This window comes from Acaryochloris thomasi RCC1774 (assembly GCF_003231495.1).
GTDB lineage: Bacteria > Cyanobacteriota > Cyanobacteriia > Thermosynechococcales > Thermosynechococcaceae > RCC1774.
In genome coordinates, this window is record NZ_PQWO01000003.1 from 238,483 (window position 1) to 254,463 (window position 15,981).

Annotated in this window: 18 protein-coding genes; 8 read left to right on the forward strand and 10 right to left on the reverse strand. The window is 51.0% G+C overall.

Annotated elements, in window-relative coordinates:
* Positions 1–12 precede the first annotated feature (12 nt).
* Positions 13–2,256, forward strand: coding sequence for a caspase family protein (locus C1752_RS06710; RefSeq protein WP_158535028.1), 2,244 nt, complete (start codon positions 13–15; stop codon positions 2,254–2,256).
* Here C1752_RS06710 and C1752_RS06715 read toward each other — a convergent pair.
* Positions 2,231–2,797 (reverse strand): 5-formyltetrahydrofolate cyclo-ligase, encoded by a 567-nt coding sequence (locus tag C1752_RS06715; protein ID WP_110985281.1) that lies wholly within the window; start codon positions 2,795–2,797, stop codon positions 2,231–2,233. The genes C1752_RS06710 and C1752_RS06715 overlap by 26 nt on opposite strands.
* Positions 2,798–2,799: 2 nt before the next feature.
* Positions 2,800–3,525 carry a DUF3120 domain-containing protein gene (locus tag C1752_RS06720; protein ID WP_110985282.1) on the reverse strand — a complete coding sequence of 242 codons (726 nt, stop codon included), beginning with the start codon at positions 3,523–3,525 and terminating at the stop codon, positions 2,800–2,802.
* 260 nt (positions 3,526–3,785) lie between these two features.
* Here C1752_RS06720 and C1752_RS06725 point away from each other — a divergent pair, with 260 nt between their 5' ends.
* From C1752_RS06725 to nblS, 3 genes are all read left to right on the forward strand, one after another.
* Positions 3,786–5,117 carry a TIGR03279 family radical SAM protein gene (locus tag C1752_RS06725; protein WP_110985283.1) on the forward strand — a complete coding sequence of 444 codons (1,332 nt, stop codon included), beginning with the start codon at positions 3,786–3,788 and terminating at the stop codon, positions 5,115–5,117.
* 206 nt (positions 5,118–5,323) lie between these two features.
* Positions 5,324–5,959, forward strand: a complete 636-nt coding sequence (locus C1752_RS06730) for a neutral zinc metallopeptidase (protein WP_110985284.1) — start codon at positions 5,324–5,326, stop codon at positions 5,957–5,959.
* A gap of 173 nt (positions 5,960–6,132) precedes the next feature.
* On the forward strand, positions 6,133–8,100 hold the full coding sequence (gene nblS, locus C1752_RS06735; RefSeq protein WP_110985285.1) for a two-component system sensor histidine kinase NblS: 1,968 nt from the start codon (positions 6,133–6,135) through the stop codon (positions 8,098–8,100).
* Between the two features lie 43 nt (positions 8,101–8,143).
* Here nblS and C1752_RS06740 read toward each other — a convergent pair whose 3' ends face one another.
* Positions 8,144–8,491: a zinc ribbon domain-containing protein gene (locus C1752_RS06740; RefSeq protein ID WP_110985286.1), complete on the reverse strand. Its 348-nt coding sequence runs from the start codon at positions 8,489–8,491 to the stop codon at positions 8,144–8,146.
* Between the two features lie 127 nt (positions 8,492–8,618).
* Here C1752_RS06740 and C1752_RS06745 point away from each other — a divergent pair, with 127 nt between their 5' ends.
* Positions 8,619–8,807 carry a hypothetical protein gene (locus tag C1752_RS06745; protein ID WP_110985287.1) on the forward strand — a complete coding sequence of 63 codons (189 nt, stop codon included), beginning with the start codon at positions 8,619–8,621 and terminating at the stop codon, positions 8,805–8,807.
* A gap of 40 nt (positions 8,808–8,847) precedes the next feature.
* On the opposite strand, the gene C1752_RS06750 is transcribed toward C1752_RS06745, so the two are convergent.
* The gene (locus tag C1752_RS06750) at positions 8,848–9,285 is read right to left on the reverse strand and encodes a (2Fe-2S) ferredoxin domain-containing protein (protein WP_110985288.1); all 438 of its coding nucleotides are present in this window, start codon (positions 9,283–9,285) and stop codon (positions 8,848–8,850) included.
* Entirely contained in the window at positions 9,285–9,422 is a 138-nt protein-coding gene (locus C1752_RS30640; RefSeq protein WP_488656252.1) for a DUF8629 family protein, read from the reverse strand. The genes C1752_RS06750 and C1752_RS30640 overlap by 1 nt, the downstream gene beginning before the upstream one ends.
* A gap of 116 nt (positions 9,423–9,538) precedes the next feature.
* Here C1752_RS30640 and C1752_RS06755 point away from each other — a divergent pair, with 116 nt between their 5' ends.
* Together C1752_RS06755 and C1752_RS06760 are read left to right on the forward strand one after the other, a co-directional pair.
* Positions 9,539–10,216 (forward strand): DNA-3-methyladenine glycosylase, encoded by a 678-nt coding sequence (locus C1752_RS06755; protein WP_110985289.1) that lies wholly within the window; start codon positions 9,539–9,541, stop codon positions 10,214–10,216.
* Positions 10,217–10,306: 90 nt separating this feature from the next.
* Complete coding sequence (locus C1752_RS06760; RefSeq protein WP_110985290.1) at positions 10,307–10,918, forward strand: hypothetical protein; 612 nt, start codon at positions 10,307–10,309, stop codon at positions 10,916–10,918.
* Here the strand turns inward: C1752_RS06760 and C1752_RS06765 are convergent.
* Positions 10,881–12,932 carry a thioredoxin domain-containing protein gene (locus tag C1752_RS06765; protein WP_110985291.1) on the reverse strand — a complete coding sequence of 684 codons (2,052 nt, stop codon included), beginning with the start codon at positions 12,930–12,932 and terminating at the stop codon, positions 10,881–10,883. The two genes, C1752_RS06760 and C1752_RS06765, sit on opposite strands and share 38 nt — an antisense overlap.
* Before the next feature lie 137 nt (positions 12,933–13,069).
* Here C1752_RS06765 and C1752_RS06770 point away from each other — a divergent pair, with 137 nt between their 5' ends.
* Positions 13,070–13,426 carry a hypothetical protein gene (locus C1752_RS06770; RefSeq protein ID WP_146242286.1) on the forward strand — a complete coding sequence of 119 codons (357 nt, stop codon included), beginning with the start codon at positions 13,070–13,072 and terminating at the stop codon, positions 13,424–13,426.
* A gap of 20 nt (positions 13,427–13,446) precedes the next feature.
* On the opposite strand, the gene C1752_RS06775 is transcribed toward C1752_RS06770, so the two are convergent.
* From C1752_RS06775 to hpf, 4 genes are all read right to left on the reverse strand, one after another.
* A complete protein-coding gene (locus C1752_RS06775) occupies positions 13,447–14,166 on the reverse strand; it encodes a phycocyanobilin:ferredoxin oxidoreductase (protein WP_199464316.1) in 720 nt (239 codons plus the stop codon).
* A gap of 101 nt (positions 14,167–14,267) precedes the next feature.
* The gene (locus C1752_RS06780) at positions 14,268–14,657 is read right to left on the reverse strand and encodes a GFA family protein (RefSeq protein ID WP_110985294.1); all 390 of its coding nucleotides are present in this window, start codon (positions 14,655–14,657) and stop codon (positions 14,268–14,270) included.
* On the reverse strand, positions 14,657–15,226 hold the full coding sequence (locus C1752_RS06785) for an RNA 2'-phosphotransferase (RefSeq protein WP_110985462.1): 570 nt from the start codon (positions 15,224–15,226) through the stop codon (positions 14,657–14,659). Before C1752_RS06785 ends, C1752_RS06780 begins: the two co-directional genes overlap by 1 nt.
* Positions 15,227–15,343: 117 nt before the next feature.
* Positions 15,344–15,961 carry a ribosome hibernation-promoting factor, HPF/YfiA family gene (gene hpf / locus C1752_RS06790; RefSeq protein ID WP_110985295.1) on the reverse strand — a complete coding sequence of 206 codons (618 nt, stop codon included), beginning with the start codon at positions 15,959–15,961 and terminating at the stop codon, positions 15,344–15,346.
* Between the last annotated feature and the right edge of the window lie 20 nt (positions 15,962–15,981).

Consider the following 15,981-nt stretch of genomic DNA (forward strand, 5'->3'; position numbering starts at 1 on the left):
AAGCGCTCAATCATGTCCCTGACCCGCCGCGCCTTTTTGCAACAAACCGGTCTCACGCTCGCTGGGCTGGGTTTCGGTGATGTCCTACGAACAGGAGCGCAAAAATATCAGCAGGCTTTAGCAGATCCTACGCCTCGTAAGTTGGCGTTGCTGGTCGGCATCAATCAGTACGCTTCTGATGCAAAGCTGCCAAATCTGAAGGGATGTCTCACCGATCTAGATTTACACCGAGAGCTGCTGGTTCATCGGTTTGGATTCAAGCCGGGTGATATCGTTGAGCTGCGTAACAAAGATGCCACTGTCAGCAACTTAGAAGCGGCGTTGGTTGAACATTTAATCAAGCAGGCTCGCCCCCACGATGTGGTTGTATTTCACTTCAGTGGTTATGGTCGTCAAATTGATGTGAGTCCATCGTTGATAGATCGCGTCGATGTTTTACCTGATACTCCTCTCAATGCTCTAGTCCCCTTTGATGCCCTCAACGTTAGCGATGATCAGCCAGAACTCAATGCTTTTTTGCTGAGGGATTTAAGTCGATTACTGCGATCTCTGACAACGGATCAACTCGTGAGTGTTCTGGACATGGGTCTGACTCACCCAAACACAGATGAACTCGGTCATCTGCGCGTTCGATCTCTACCCACGGCATCTCTAACCGTCAATGCCGTTCGAGATATTTCGATACAGGATGAGGTCTGGGCGCAGCTTTCACCTAGCGAACAGCTCAAGCAGCGAATCCAGCGCTCCCAGCGTCTGCCGGGGTTGGCACTGGCGGCGGCTGATAGCGGACAGACTGCGGTAGAAGTGCAGTGGCATAATTATGCAGCGGGTCTGTTCACGGCTGCTTTAACCCACGAATTATGGCAGGCCATGCCGGCGACAACCTTAACTTTTGCAATGAATCGCACGGTTACGGATGTCGCACAACCGATGGGAGAGATTCAAGTTCCGCAGTTCATAACGCCTCGGAGTCAGCAATCGCTGATCTACGGCGCACCGCAAGAGCCAACGGCGGATGGAGTTGTAATCGCGAATGATAATGCGGTCTGGCTAGGCGGAATTAGCCCCCACGTGCTAGAGCAGTATGAGCCCCAAACCTGCTTCCAGGTTTTACCGAGTTCTGAGCCTGTAGCGCCAGCAGTAGGGGCTGAGACAGCGCCACTGCCTTCTAAGCAGCGACAGGTTCAATTGGTTTCAAGATCTGGTTTCACGGGAACGACTGAGGTAGAGGGGGAAAAGGATGCTGCCCCTTTGCAAACAGGGCAGCTCCTTCAAGAAGCGATTCGAGTGCTGCCGACCACTCTCGATCTGAATGTGGCTTTGGGCAAAGCGTTAGACAGAGTGGAGCGGGTTGATGCCACTAGCGCGTTTTCTGATCTAGACCACATGAGTCCAGTGACGACGAGCGATCAGCCTGCTGATTACTTATTTACCAAGACGGCAATGCTGTCTACCACGGCTGCGAACGAGCCTGAAACAACGGAGAGAACGGCTCCTAGCTATGGTTTATGTCTTTTGGGGGGTACGCCGCTTTCCGGGAGTTCTGGTGACCCTGGAGAGGCAGTCAAAACAGCCGTTCGTCGTCTGCGACCCATGCTGGAAACGATGCTGGCGGCCAAGCTAATGGAGATGACGGTAAATGCAGCGGCTTCGAAAGTAGGTGCGATCGCAACTCTAGAGACAATAGAGGCAGATAAACCCAAAACCCTTGTTTCCCAGTACACTCCCCGAGCACCTTGGACTACATCTGGCCTTGCCAATACAGCTCCTCAAGAATCTATTGTGTCTCTGGAAGCAGGCAGCCAGATTCGCTATCAAATTAGCAACTACAGCGATCGTCCTTTGTACTGGCTGTTATTGAGCGTTAACGGCACTCAGCCGATCGCCTGTTACTCCCAAGCCGATCAGTCCGAGGTGATTGCCGACCGCATTGCCCCGGGGACCAGCCTAACCGTCCCACCAGAGGGCAACAAGTGGAAACTCCACGGCCCCGCTGGCTTCTGCACAACCTATGTGATCGTCAGTCGCCAGCCCCTAACTAAAACCCTGACACATCTTCAAGACCAAGTGGGACAGGATGCCGCAGGTGAAGTGGTCACCTTTTCCGAACTCCTGGAGGTAACACGTCAGCTCCTAAAAGACCTCAACGACATGAGTACAGAAGCCGCGAAAGCTGCTGAAATTGCAGCAGATGCGGGGTGGGCCTTAGATCTCGATCAGTGGGCAACCTTTAAGTTTTTCCATCAGGTTGTCTAAATCCAGCCTCGGTACAAATGGCTTTCAAGGGCTGGTCCCAGGGATCTGTGGGTAATGGCAGCCGATCGGCATCATCAAAGACAAGGCCAATCGTCTTTAAGTGAGGCCACTGGCTCAGCAGACGATCGTAATATCCTCCCCCGTATCCCAGGCGGTATCCCTGGGCACTGCAGGCCACGGCTGGAATTAAGATCAGGTCCGCCACTGCAGGTGACAGAATCGGCAGGGTGGCTTTTGGCTCCATGATGCCGTATTTTCCCGGCTGGAGCTGGTCAAGATCATGGGGCTGCCAATGGTGCCACACCAGCTCGGAACCCACACATCGCGGTACCCCCCATTGGTGCTGATCATCAAATAGGGACTGCAGGGTTGGCTCTTGACGGAAACTAAGATAGGCAAAAACGGTGCGTGCCTGCTGAAAAAACGCGGCTTGGCGAAGATGATCAGAGATGCGATCGCTCTTTTGCTGCCACTCCGCTTCCGGGAGTGCCTGACGTTGCTGTAGCAATTGCCGTCGCAATACCTGTTTAGAAAGCTGCACGTCTAAAACCGGGTTGCGACCAATAGAAAAAGACTATCCACCATCAATGTGCCCAACACCGCCCCAGAAAAAACCCAGCGATAGAGACGGCGATCATGATCCATACTCCCGGAAAGAAGAGGGACAATACCAATCACACACAGGGCCAAAATCAGGGCCATCGCCCAGCCCGAGCCCCAAGGTGTCTGAACCTTGACGAGGGCCGATTGAAGAACGGTAAAAGCCTGAGTCTGATCAACGCGGAGTAAGCTACGCCAAAAGGGAATCAAATCAACAAGATAGAAATATAAATCGGTAATCGCGGTCCCCAAGAGAGACCCAAGGTAGAAGCCCATACCCACTCGACACCAAGAGGCTCGCCAAGCCCAAATAGCAAACGGTAGAGCAATCGCTTCTAAAGGAATGTGCAAGAGCGGTTCCCATCGGAACCAACCCCAATAAATTGACCCCGCAAACCAAGCCAGGGTAAACCCAATCAGCAGGTCGCCCCATAACTGGAGACGCGGCCGAGTTCGCAGATAACTGCCCGTCCCTAACCAGCCAAGTGAAGCAAGTAGGCTCAAGGTGGGCCACTGGCGCACCAAAGGAGCTTGAACGAAGACAGGCAGGGTCACTAACAAAACAGACGCACCAAAAAGCCACCAATGGAGGCGGCTTTCTAAAATATCTATTTTTGGACTGTCTAATACTGGCTGTACAAGCGGTTCGGTCGGTTTAACACCTTGCATAAATAGCGATTCAAATAGCGGAGCAATCACAGGGAAAACCGATGATGTGTCGTTATATTAACGTATCCCACCTTACCCTGCTTCCAGAGCATTGCTGAAGACTCTCTTAAGCTTTTCCAAACAGTTTTAGGCTGCTAGTGAAATCATCAAGGGTGAGAGTGCTGGTTTCTTCACCATTAACGCTTTGGTTAAGTCCGATTTGCGTTATTGAGGAGCGCAAAAGTTAAGATGCAAGTGCTAAGGATATTGATGATCACCGAATGAGCGACAGCACAGTGCAGCCCGCATTGATTACCCATGTTTTGCCCGACTCCATTGCCGCTGAGTTAGGGTTTGAGGCAGGAGATCGCATCCTCTCAATCAATGACCAACGGCCTCGCGATCTGATCGACTATCGCTTCTTGTGCGCTGACGAATTTCTGACCCTAGACGTATTAGATGCTCAAGGGAAGCCCCACCAAGTCGAACTTGAAAAAGACTTTGATGCAGATCTGGGCCTAGAGTTTGAAACCGCCCTCTTTGACGGACTGATTCAGTGCAACAACCGCTGTCCTTTTTGCTTTATCGATCAGCAGCCTCCGGGTCGTCGTCAGAGTCTGTATCTCAAAGATGATGACTACCGCCTCAGCTTTCTCTACGGCAGCTATCTGACGCTCACTAATCTGTCTGCCCGCGAGTGGAATCGCATTGAAGCGATGCGCCTCTCACCGCTCTATGTCTCGGTTCACGCAACGGAACCAGAAATACGCCAGCGGCTGCTTAAGAATGAGCGGGCGGGGCAAATCGTAGACCAGCTACACTGGTTTCAGGAACGACGGCTACAGGTTCATGCTCAGGTTGTTCTTTGTCCTGGCATTAATGATGGTCTTCATCTTGAGCGTACGTTAAGGGATCTGGCACAGTTTCACATAGGAGAAGTGCCGGCGGTGGCTTCGGTGGCGGTGGTTCCGGTGGGTTTAACGCGTTTTCGACCCAACCTAGATGAACTAGAGCCGGTGGGAGATGCGATCGCAACCCAGGTCATTACCCAAGTCCAGACTTTACAAACCCAGTTTCAGCAGGAGCTTGGCTCCACCTTTGCTTGGCTAGCAGACGAATGGTTCTTAATCGCAGGTCAACCTCTTCCCCCCGCCTCTCACTACGAGAACTATCCCCAGATTGACAACGGCGTCGGCTCCATTCGGCTCTTCCTGCAGCAATTCCAGCAAGCCGCATTGGCCCTTCCCCCCCAGGTCAATCCTGCCCGCTGCTACACGTGGGTCGTCGGCAACACCGTTGCAAGGGCCTTTCAGCCCATTATCGAACGCCTCAACCAAGTGCAAGGTTTAGAAATCAAAATGGCCGCCCTTGCTAGCCACTACTGGGGACAAACCATGACCGTCACCGGCCTACTAACAGGTCAAGATATTCTTAAGGCTCTGCAGGGACAAGACTTAGAAGAGGGTTTGTTGCTCCCCCAGCTCATGCTCAAGTACGGAACCCAGGAATTTCTGGATGACACAACTGTTGAGCAAATTTCTCAAGCCCTCAACTGCGACATCTATCCCGTCGGTGGGGGTGCTGCTGACCTTATTCAGGCCTGCATACGCTAATTTTGGGAGTACTCCAGACGCCGTGGACAACAACCCTGAAACAGAGACTAAAGCGCTCTAAGACACCTACAGGCCATTAAAAAGTAAGATAGGGTTATCTTACGGTTGACAATTAAACAATATTTTTCACCAAGTAGCTCCCCTCACCCCGTTCAGCAAAGCTCCAACCTCATCCGTTTCGTACCTTTCTAAAGACGGTCTTAACCATGATTTCTGCACCACGCCAGGTTTTACAGGGAGCAGTTGCTGTTGGGTTGGCTCTTTTTTTAGGCTCCCCTCCGGCACTCAGTCAGACCCTACAGCGGAAAGTCCATTTTGCAAACACAGACATTAGCCGGTTCTGGTCAAGAACATTTCGAGGCATCGGTCGCCCTTGGCGGAAACCCATTGCCTACGAATATCGCAGCATTGCCAAAACACCCTGCGGTATAGCGGGCAAATTTAACGCCATCTACTGTCTCCACAACCACAGCATCTACGTCAACGTACCGCTGCTAGAACAGGCAAACTATCAGGCAGGAGATTTTGCCGCCATCACAATTTTGGCCCACGAGTATGGGCACGCCGTTCAAAATCAGCTCGGCCTCAGCCGATTACATCGCTACTTGGTTCAAGAAGAACTGCAGGCTGACTGCTTTGCTGGCGTTTACGCGCAGGATGCCAATCGACGAAGACTGCTCGATCCAACAGATGTACAAGAAGGCTACACTCAATCCTATATGAGTGGTCAAAATAACTTCCATCCCAACTCTCATGGGACTCGGCGGCAGCGAGCACGAGCCTTTTATCGAGGTGTGACTCATGGCTTTCGCGCTTGCCTCGCCTATTCCTTCCTCCGTTAAGCCAATATCTCCCAGAAGATTGGCGTCTTCGCCAACAGAACACCCCCTCTTGAGCTTTATCGTACAAAGTATAGAGCCAGGGGCACTAAGCGCAGATCTCAGATCCCCTGTATCCTTAAAACACTAAGTCAACCCATCAATGAGTTGCACGTTCAACACCAGGCAGTACCTTGATGAAGTTCTTCAACCCAATCAAAGTTGTCATTCTGGGGTGGTGGTCGGAGTCCAATATCCAAACCCGCCTCATGGCCGCCGCAACGCTTGTGGTTTCCTGCCTCATGAGCGCACTCATTTTCTGGGCCGTCAACAGTATTCAGATTGACGCCCGCCTGCAAGATACCCGCTACGGTCAAGACTTAGGCGTTCTGTTAGCGGCAAATGTGACGCCCTTGGTGGCAGACGAGAACTACTCCGAACTCGCCCAGTTTTCGCGCAAATTTTATAGTCGCACCTCTAGCATTCGTTACATGCTGTACGCAGATGCGGACGGACGCATTTACTATGGCATTCCCTTCTCAGAAGCACAGGCAGATAACTCGCTGATGCTGCGGCAGCGAATTCAGCTCCCGGAGAACTTTGCGCCGAACTCTAACACCGTGATGGTGCGGCAGCACTTGACCCCCAATGGCGAAGTGGCTGATGTTTTCGTACCGCTTTCTCAGGGTGATATTGACCTAGGGGTATTGGCCATCGGCATCAACCCCAACCCAGCGGTTGTGACCTCCTCGCGTCTGACCCGCGATGTCACAATTGCAGTCTTTATCGCCATTTGGGTGATGGTGATTTTGGGAGCCGTGTCCAACGCTCTGATTATTACCCAGCCGATTAAAGAACTGGCGGTGGGGGTCAAAAACATTGCCGCAGGCAACTTTAAACAGCGCGTTGATTTACCCTTCGGTGGGGAACTCGGCGAACTGATTTCAAGCTTCAATGAGATGGCAGAGCGTCTTGCCAAATACGATGAGCAGAACATTGAAGAACTAACGGCTCAGAAAGCAAAGCTTGAAACCCTAATGTTCACCATTGCCGACGGCGCAGTCCTGCTGGGCACCGATATGGAGGTCGTGTTAGCCAACCCCACTTCAAGGCGGCTATTTGGCTGGGATGAGAAAAAAGTGCTGGGTCAAAACATCCTGCACCACTTGCCAGAGCCAGTTCAAATTGAGCTTACTCGCCCCCTCTACCAGAGCGCACAAGGCGACTGTGAGAGTGGAGAATTTAGAATTGCCCTCTATGAGCCCGCCGCAAAAACGGTTCGGATCCTGCTAACCACCGTTCTCGACCAAACTCGAGAAAAGGTCAAAGGCATTGCGATGACGGTGCAGGATATCACCCGAGAGGTGGAACTCAATGAGGCCAAGAGCCAGTTTATCAGCAATATTTCCCATGAGTTGAGGACCCCACTCTTCAACATCAAGTCCTTTATTGAAACGCTCTATGAGTATGGCGACGATCTCAGCGACGCTGATAAGCAGGAGTTTTTAGAAACCGCTAATCACGAAACAGATCGCCTCACTCGCCTCGTGAATGATGTCCTTGACTTGTCGCGCCTTGACTCTGGCAAGCAGTACCGCTTTGAAGGCGTAGATATTACACAGCCCGTTGAGCAGACGCTGCGAACCTGTCAACTCAACGCCCGCGATCAGGGAATTGAAATGATCCAAGAAATTGAGGCCGATCTCCCCGCTGTCTGGGGCAACTACGACTTGATGCTGCAGGTGCTCACGAATTTATTAGGCAATGCGCTGAAATTTTCTCCCAATGGTGGCAAGGTTGCGGTACGCGCCTATCGATTATCTACGTCGGAGTTAGAATCGGCACCCGATCAGGTCCGTATTGAGGTCTCTGACACTGGAATCGGGATTGCGCCAGAGGATCAACCCGCTATTTTCGACCGATTCTATCGGGCGGAGAATCGGGTACACACTTTAGAGGGCACTGGCTTAGGTCTCTCAATTGTGAATAACATCATTGATAAGCATCACTCGAAGATGCATCTCGTCAGTGAAGTGGGCGTGGGAACAACGTTCTGGTTTGACCTGATCGTGTATCAAGAAGAGGCGATTCCTCTGGATGAGGACAGCCTTATCTTAGACTCAGCAGAACTTGAGGCTCAGGTCTTATCAGCCCCTACATCATGATGCGATCTCAACCCACCCTTGCTCTATCCAAGCTGCCCCCTTTTTAGCGAGCCAGTAGAATCGCAATTCCGATCAGACAGATAAACCCTAGCAACCACAGCAAAGATCGTGCATCATACCGCCTTTTCAAACTAGCCTGAGGCCGCCTAGTAGGTGCACTTCGGGGCGTGCGAGAATCTCTGTACAAAGTGCAGGTCTTGGCATGCGGACGCTGCGGAAAAGTACAGGTATCATCCAGTTCATAGACACAGGTTGAGCAGAGGAATGTATCCTCTTGAGCTTGGTACAGTGGTATACCCGGATGACCATAGGCCGTCAGCGCAGTTCCGCATTGAGGACAGGATACAGCAGTCTTCTGGAGTAAATAATTACAGCGCGGGCAGTTAGACATCAATGAACTCCTCTTCGCGCAGAGTGGACTTAACAAAATTGGCGGATCTCCTCCTCAGCAGCTCAACATCAATCTGGCAATCTTCAGGAGCTGATAGGCTATGTACAGTCACTGTTAGAGGTCTGAGATGTCTGATAAAACTGGGGACAATGCTTCGCAATGTAGGCGTCAGCGTCGGCTCACAGATCCTGAAGAATTTGAGAACAATCAAAGACTCGCTAAAAACATTATCCCGATCGATCCCGGTACTTTGCTTTTAATCATCGGTATTTTGTTACTACTGCCCCTATTGCTAACGGGTTTCTTCTCAACTTGAAGTGCCCTTGGTTTACCCCGCATCAGCGACTCAATTGTCTTCAGCTCTCGGACGGTTCTCTATTCTGCAGAGCCGAGAGAGGCTGGTTAACAAAGAGATAATCCGACACCACTTGATTATTCAGCACATGCTCTTGAATGATGCGTTCAATCACGGGCGGCGTAACGGAGTGGTACCAAACGCCATCGGGATAGACCACCATGATCGGGCCGCGCTGACAAACCCTCAGACAGTTTGCCTTCGTTCGAAAAATGCAGCTTGGACGTTCCAATGTCGGTCGGTCTAACTTCAGTTCTTTCAAGCGCTTTTTGAGGTAGTTCCAAGCATCAAGACTGGCTTCTTGATCACAGCACTTGGGTTTTGTCGGGTCAGCACACAGGAAGAGATGACGCTCGATGGCCTGGAGGCCCAAAGCCTGAATGCAAGGTTTTAAGCTCGTGGAGATCGAGAGGTGAGCAGCTTCATCAACAGGGGACATTAGAGATCGGGAGATGAATGGGCGGAACCATTGCCATGGTAGTCATCAGAGTCATAGAAACCGTTTTTGGTTCCAAAGAATAAACAGAAGGTAATAAAGAAAGGCGTGAGACCGAGAAGAACGGTTTTGAAGTCCATAGGGAAAGAGTTGAAACGGCCAGTATTGCTGATGTTACAAAGAAGAGTGAACTTGAGGCGCAAACATAACTTTATTAACAGGTTGCCCCACTCTTCTGTTGTATCGCAAAATAATTATGACGCAAATCTCTGATGCCATTGATGCTGCGTGGCTGTCTCGCCCCGCTGACGCTGTGGCGCCTGATCTAGTGGGGTGTCAACTGGTTCGGGCCTTGCCCAATGGTGATCTCGTTCGGGGGTTGATTGTCGAAACTGAGGCCTACGGACCGGGAGATCCGGCCTGCCATGCTTACCGTCGTCGTACGCCTCGCAATGCTGTAATGTTCGGCCCCGCAGGAATGACGTACGTCTATTTGATCTATGGAATGTACCACTGCCTCAACGTCGTTACAGATCAAGATGAGGTGCCGAGTGCGGTCCTGATTCGAGCGCTGAAGTTTGAGGAATGGCCCCATTGTTTAGATGTACAAACCAAACAGCCGCTCCATCGCATTGCTGCGGGTCCTGGCAAACTGTGCCGAGTCCTTGATATTAATCGAGAATTCTCTGGGATAGAGTTGAAAAAGGGGCAACCGCTGTGGCTGGAGCATCGGTCGGTGGCCTTTGCAGAGGCAGTGGCCAATGCAGCGTCTCCGCTGACAACAGGTCAAACAAAAGCTGATGGGACCAAGCCGTCCCAAGAATCTTCGACTTCTGAGCAGCTTGTGCAAACCACTCGAATTGGTCTGACCCAGGGAGTTGACATTCCTTGGCGCTGGTATTTAAAGGACTGTCGAGCTGTCTCAAAGCTTTAGAAGCAGGATTATATTATGAGATTTTTGAGGAGATCGCAAGATATGAGGTCATGATGGGTATGACTAAGAAGATGCCTGCCAATTTTGACTATGCCTGTTTCTCAGACCCACTACGAAGAACTGCTGGCAACCTACAGCAATCATCAAAATGCGGTGGCGCTACTGAGACAGTATCGTCCTTACTTTGAAAAAGTCCCCAGTATTCGTCGCTCCAAAGATAGTGTGGTGACGATTCCGTTACCGGTGGTTCAGGTCCGGCAGCAGGTCAGCACGAACCTTACCAATTCACCCTACGAACTGATTCAGCTCCCCTGCGATCTAGCACTGCTGATGTGTGATCCGGAGTGGAAGATAAAGACAGGGGTTGAGATCATCGTTTTCATCTACCGACCGGGGGAAGATTTCTCTGATTTACTTAATCGCTGGCGGCAAACTCAGGTGCTGCTCAGCCGGGGCTATAACTGGGAAATGCCGCTCCGGTTTCAGCATATTTTTAGTGAAGGAGCAGAGAAAGTCTATCCGCTGTTCATCATTTTTTCTGAGACGTCAGGACGGATTGAGCGCGGACTCAGGGGAGCCAGCCTGCCATTTGTCGTCCATGCAGTTCAAGAAGAGGAAGAAGAACCACTGACGCCACGGGAGGAATCGCTCAGTCAGCCTAGCGCTATTGAGGGCGAAGACTTCGCTGCTGGCTCTGAGTAAGTTGTTCTTGCAACTGAGTCATTGTTTCAGCGGGTTCTTGACAGGTTAATCCCTGACAGACAAGGCCAATGGTGCTGGCGGGCAGGTCGGAAACTTGCTTAAAAACGGTGGTGGGTAGATACGCCTGCAAGGTTGTCAATGGGTCGCCAGCGGTGCGAATCAACGTATGGTTGGCATATTGATCAAGGGCAGACACAAGGCTGGGGCAGGCTGTGGGGGAATTTTGCATGATTTGACCGAAGGTTTTAAGGGCTTGTTCGGCGCGATCGAGATGGGCAAGATCTTCGGTGAGCAGGGCAAGGCGGGTTAGATTTGCGATCGCAACTCCATTGGCAGCAGGCGTGGCATTATCGAGCCAACTTCGTTCGCGCACCAGCAAATCATCGGCAGCTTCAGCGCTGTAGTAGCCGCCCCCCTCAATCGCCCACAAACGCTCATCAAACTCAGACTGGAGCTGTCGAGCGGCCTCTAGCCAAGGCTCGGCTTCCACTGAGAGCATCAAGTTGGCCTGATGTAGGTCGAGTAGCGCCTTGATCAAAAAAGCATAGTCTTCAGACTGGGCCGAAACCGCTGATTTCCCGGCGTAGTTGAGCCGCTGCAGCCCCTCGGTACCCCGCTGATTCTGGAGGATAAAGTCAGCAGCAGTGATCGCTAAATCTAAATAGCCCGCCTGCCTAAACACAGCCGCCGCCCTGGCTAACCCTGAGATCATCAGGCTGTTCCAGGCCACAATCATTTTGGTATCGGTCACGGGCGGAATCCGTCCCGGCCAGTCATAGTTTTTGGCCTCATCGTTGTCTTGAGCGGGAGGGAAGCGATCGACGCTGGCACGACCGTAGCGCACTGCGAACAGCTTGCTCAGAATACCTTCCATCTCTGCTGGGAATGGTCCCGACTCCTGGCGCTTGAGAACAATGCGCCCCTCAAAGTTGCCGGTCTGCTGAATTTCAAAGGTAGCCGTTAAAGTTGTCAGCTCGTCAGCAGTCAGCAACTCCTCAAGCTCAGCGGGGTGCCACACATAAAATCGACCTTCTTCCGGCTCCAGATCGGTGGGCTGGACAAAATTATCGGCATCTTGAGCGGCATAGAAATAACCAGATTCCGCCGTCATCTCTCGCCGCAGCCACTCCACAGTTTTAGCGATGGCCCTTTCAAAGGCCGGTTCCTGAACACCCGCGCTCCAGAGATTCGCCAGATACTCCATCACCTGACCGTTGTCGTAAAGCATTTTCTCAAAGTGAGGCACGGTCCAGTTCGGGTCAACAGTGTAGCGATGCCAGCCGCCACCGACGTGATCGTAGATGCCCCCTAAAGCCAGATCGAGACCACGCTGCTGACAAGCGACCAGTGCTTGAGCATTAGACTCAAATCGACTGCCCTGGAGGGCAATGGCAGCATAGGGAATCATCGGAAAACTTGGTCCCTGCGTTGTGCGAGCCACGACTTCAATATTGGCGGCAATCCCCTGCTGGAGGAGGGCTAAATCAACAGAGTCTGAAGGCGCTAAGACCGTCATGCTACGCAGATGCTCATATAGCGTCTGCTTCTGGCTATCTAGCTTGTCTTTATCCGCGTCGTAGAAATTGCGAATCGCCTGTAAAACGTCAATAAAACCCGGTCGGCCATAGCGCGGCTCCACAGGAAAGTAAGTGCCACCATAAAAGGGCACCCGATCATCAGGTGAAAGAAACATATTTAGGGGCCATCCGCCTTGACCGGTCATCGCCTGGACGGCCTGCATATAGATGCTGTCGATATCAGGACGTTCTTCGCGGTCTACTTTGATGGGCAGAAAGTTGGCGTTCATGTAGGTTGCGATCTCATCATCTGAAAACGCTTCGCCTTCCATAACCGTGCACCAATGGCAGCTTGAGTAGCCAATGGAGAGAAAGATTGGTTTATCCGCACGCTGAGCCGCTGCCAGAGCTTCATCACACCAGGGCCACCAATCTATCGGATTCTCTGCATGTTTACGGAGATAGAGGCTCTGAGATTGGGCAAGGCGATTGGTCATAATTTCTAGAAATAGGAATGATTTTTCTGGGTAAAGACAGGATAGGTTCGATATCTTGAATGACTACTCTAGTATTATCAAAACTGACAAGACTGGAGCCGGAGTGACAAGCATCAGTCGTTCCTTACACATGAAGATTGAGTGTTGTTCCTGGATCACTGATTGATGCTGAGCTGCTCTCTATGCTGTCTTTTGAGTGTGAAAACGTGAACTCTATAAACATTCTTCTTTTGCTGACCGCCGTTGTTAGTTTCTTTTACACGGTCAAATTTTTCCAGCGAGAGAAATCGGAAGCTGGTGCGGAAGAGCTACCTGTTGTAGAGCAGCTCGGTGGGCTGTTACTAATGGGAGTGACTTATTTCTTCTATGCCAGACTATGGGGTTTATCAAGAACGGATCTGAGTATTAGATCCGCTGTCTTGCACTTCTGTGGCTCATTTGTTGCTATTTTTCCTCTTATTTGTGCCGCAAAGGTAAGTCAGTGGATGAAGTAGATCGAGGATACTTGATAAAGTTAGCTATCAGGTAAATCAAATAAAACAGTGGTCATATACCGCTCTGCCCACTCTGGCCCAAAGGCGTTCTCTAAGATACGGCGAGTCTTGTCGTTACGCCGTTGTTTTTCGCAGTATTGTTGCTGACCAGCCAGGATTTTGTCGCGGTGAGCTGGGGTAGAAGGGGTTGCGATCGCACTTTCACAATGCACCTTCAAAAACGCCCCCACCTGCTCGATAAACTGCTGATCTTCCACCTCGCCTTGAGGACGAATAAAGAGACAGAACTCAGAAAAGATATCACCCCACTCCGGCAAATCACGAGGCTGAGAGAATTCAGCCTTAGGCAAATCGGTAAGCTTTTGCCGATAAACTTCCGGCAGCCTATGGTCAGTGGAGGTGGGCGAGAGATCGACAATAGCGGCACTTACCTGTCCCCGTCCCGCCACAATATCAGTACCAAACATCGGCAGATCATAGGTGGGATGGGGAAACATCACGCAGTGCAAAATATCTAACCCCGCGCCCACCTGGGCTAGCTCTAAATGCAGCTTTCGGAACTGAGGCGTCTGGTAACAGCTATTTTCAATGACGAGTCGTTCTCCCTCTAACCGCCCCTCAATATAGCCAAGGTCAGCCGGTAACTCATAGGGTGAAAGCTGGAGGTACTGCTGCCAAGTCGACTCAATTACCTGGGCAAGCTGCTGAATTAGGGGATGCTGCTGTTCTCGTAGAGCCATAGAGACCACCCGTAAAAAGATAGCGGGCCGATGACCCACCATCTCAGCGTATCAACTCATGGATACATCAAGACTCAGGCAGGCGGAATGGACAAACTCCGTTACGGTTCTTCAAACTGACTCAGGTGAGCGAGACCGGCAGCATTGGCCTCCCAGTTTTGACCGTCAAATGGCTCAATCCTGACATTGCGAGGCTGAGGACTCAGACAGCGGAAGTTAATACTCACACCGTCTGGATTCGATCTCGGTGTATAGAAAGGCTTCACGCCACAGATTTTGCAAAACGTGTGCTTCGCCACACCCGTATTGAAAGTGTAAGTCGTGATATTGTCTTGTCCCTTCAGCAAATTGAACTTTTCTTTAGGGACAATCAGATGCAAATATCCAACCTTGCTACACATTGAGCAATTGCATTCCTGGACGACCAAATCTTCTGCAGCCTCAACCTCGAACTGCAACGCACCACAGTGACAGCTCCCTTGATAGCGCATTATGAACGACTCATAGACGATACAGAATCTAGCTTCTCAATATAACGCCAGGGAACGCTGTCCGTAAGCCAAACTCCATTTCTAGACTGGAAGAAAATATAGCCTTCATTGTGCATTTTGCCAGCAGCCACCTGCAGAAGAAGAGGTTGACCTCTACGAGCACCGACTCTAAGAGCAGCGTCTTGACTGGCAGATAAATGGACATGCTGACGCTGCATTTTAGAAAGGCCCACAGCTTGAATAGCTTCGAAAAAGCGCGCAACGGTGCCGTGAAATAAAAATTGTGGTGGCGAAGCAGACTGCAGCTCCACATCAACAGCCACTGAATGCCCTTGATTGGCTCGAATTTTCAATCCATCTGGACTGAAGGCGAATCGCTGTTTGTCATTTGTGAATACAACCTCATCTAATTTTTCCCGAGAAATAGGTCGCTTGTGCCTTTGGGCTGCTTCTAGAAGAGCGGCAATCTCTATCCAGCCATGCTCATCTAAAGTGAGACCGATAGTTTCAGGCTTATGACGTAGAACTAAGCTGAGGAATTTGCTAGTTAGGACCAGTTGTTTACGCATGTCCATCATTCTTATTTGTTCCAACTCGAACATTGCACTGAACGCCTAACCTCACGGCACACCAAAAAACCCCTACAGATTTATAGGGGTTTTCGTAAACAGCGGTGTTATAACAAATTACGCAGAAACTTTGCTGGCTGTCGCTTGACTACTATTCTTCTGGCCGTTCTGATTTCGCGGCTGAATCACGCCGTAGCCGCCGTGATTGCGCTCGTAAATGACGTTGATTTGTCCTGTTTCGGCGTTACAGAAAACATAGAAATCATGATCCACCAAGTCAAGCTGCTCTAGGGCATCATTGACGGCCATTGGCGGCATGGCAAAATACTTAGACCGTACGACATCTGCAGGGAGTTCCGGGACGCGGTCGGTCAAATCGCCGATCAGCGGCTGCTCTGCAGTCAGCAGCTCTTCTTTATCGCGGTGATGGCTCTTGTCTTGGCGTTTTTCTTTGTATTTACGGAGCTGTCGCGCAATCTTACTGGCAACTAAATCGATGCTGGCGTAGAGGTTCTCGCTGCTTTCTTCCGCTCGAATTACAGATCCACTGACGAACAGGGTCACTTCGGCCGTCTGTTTTGATTGTCCTTTCGAACTGGGAGACACCGATAAATGGACATCAATTTCTGTTGTTAAATGCTGATAGTGGCTGGCGGCCTTCCCTATTTTTTGATTGACGTGTTCACGAATGGCGTCGGTGATCTCGATATTCTTGCCGTGGATAACAAGCTTCATAAGGATTTCCTCCCCTGAAT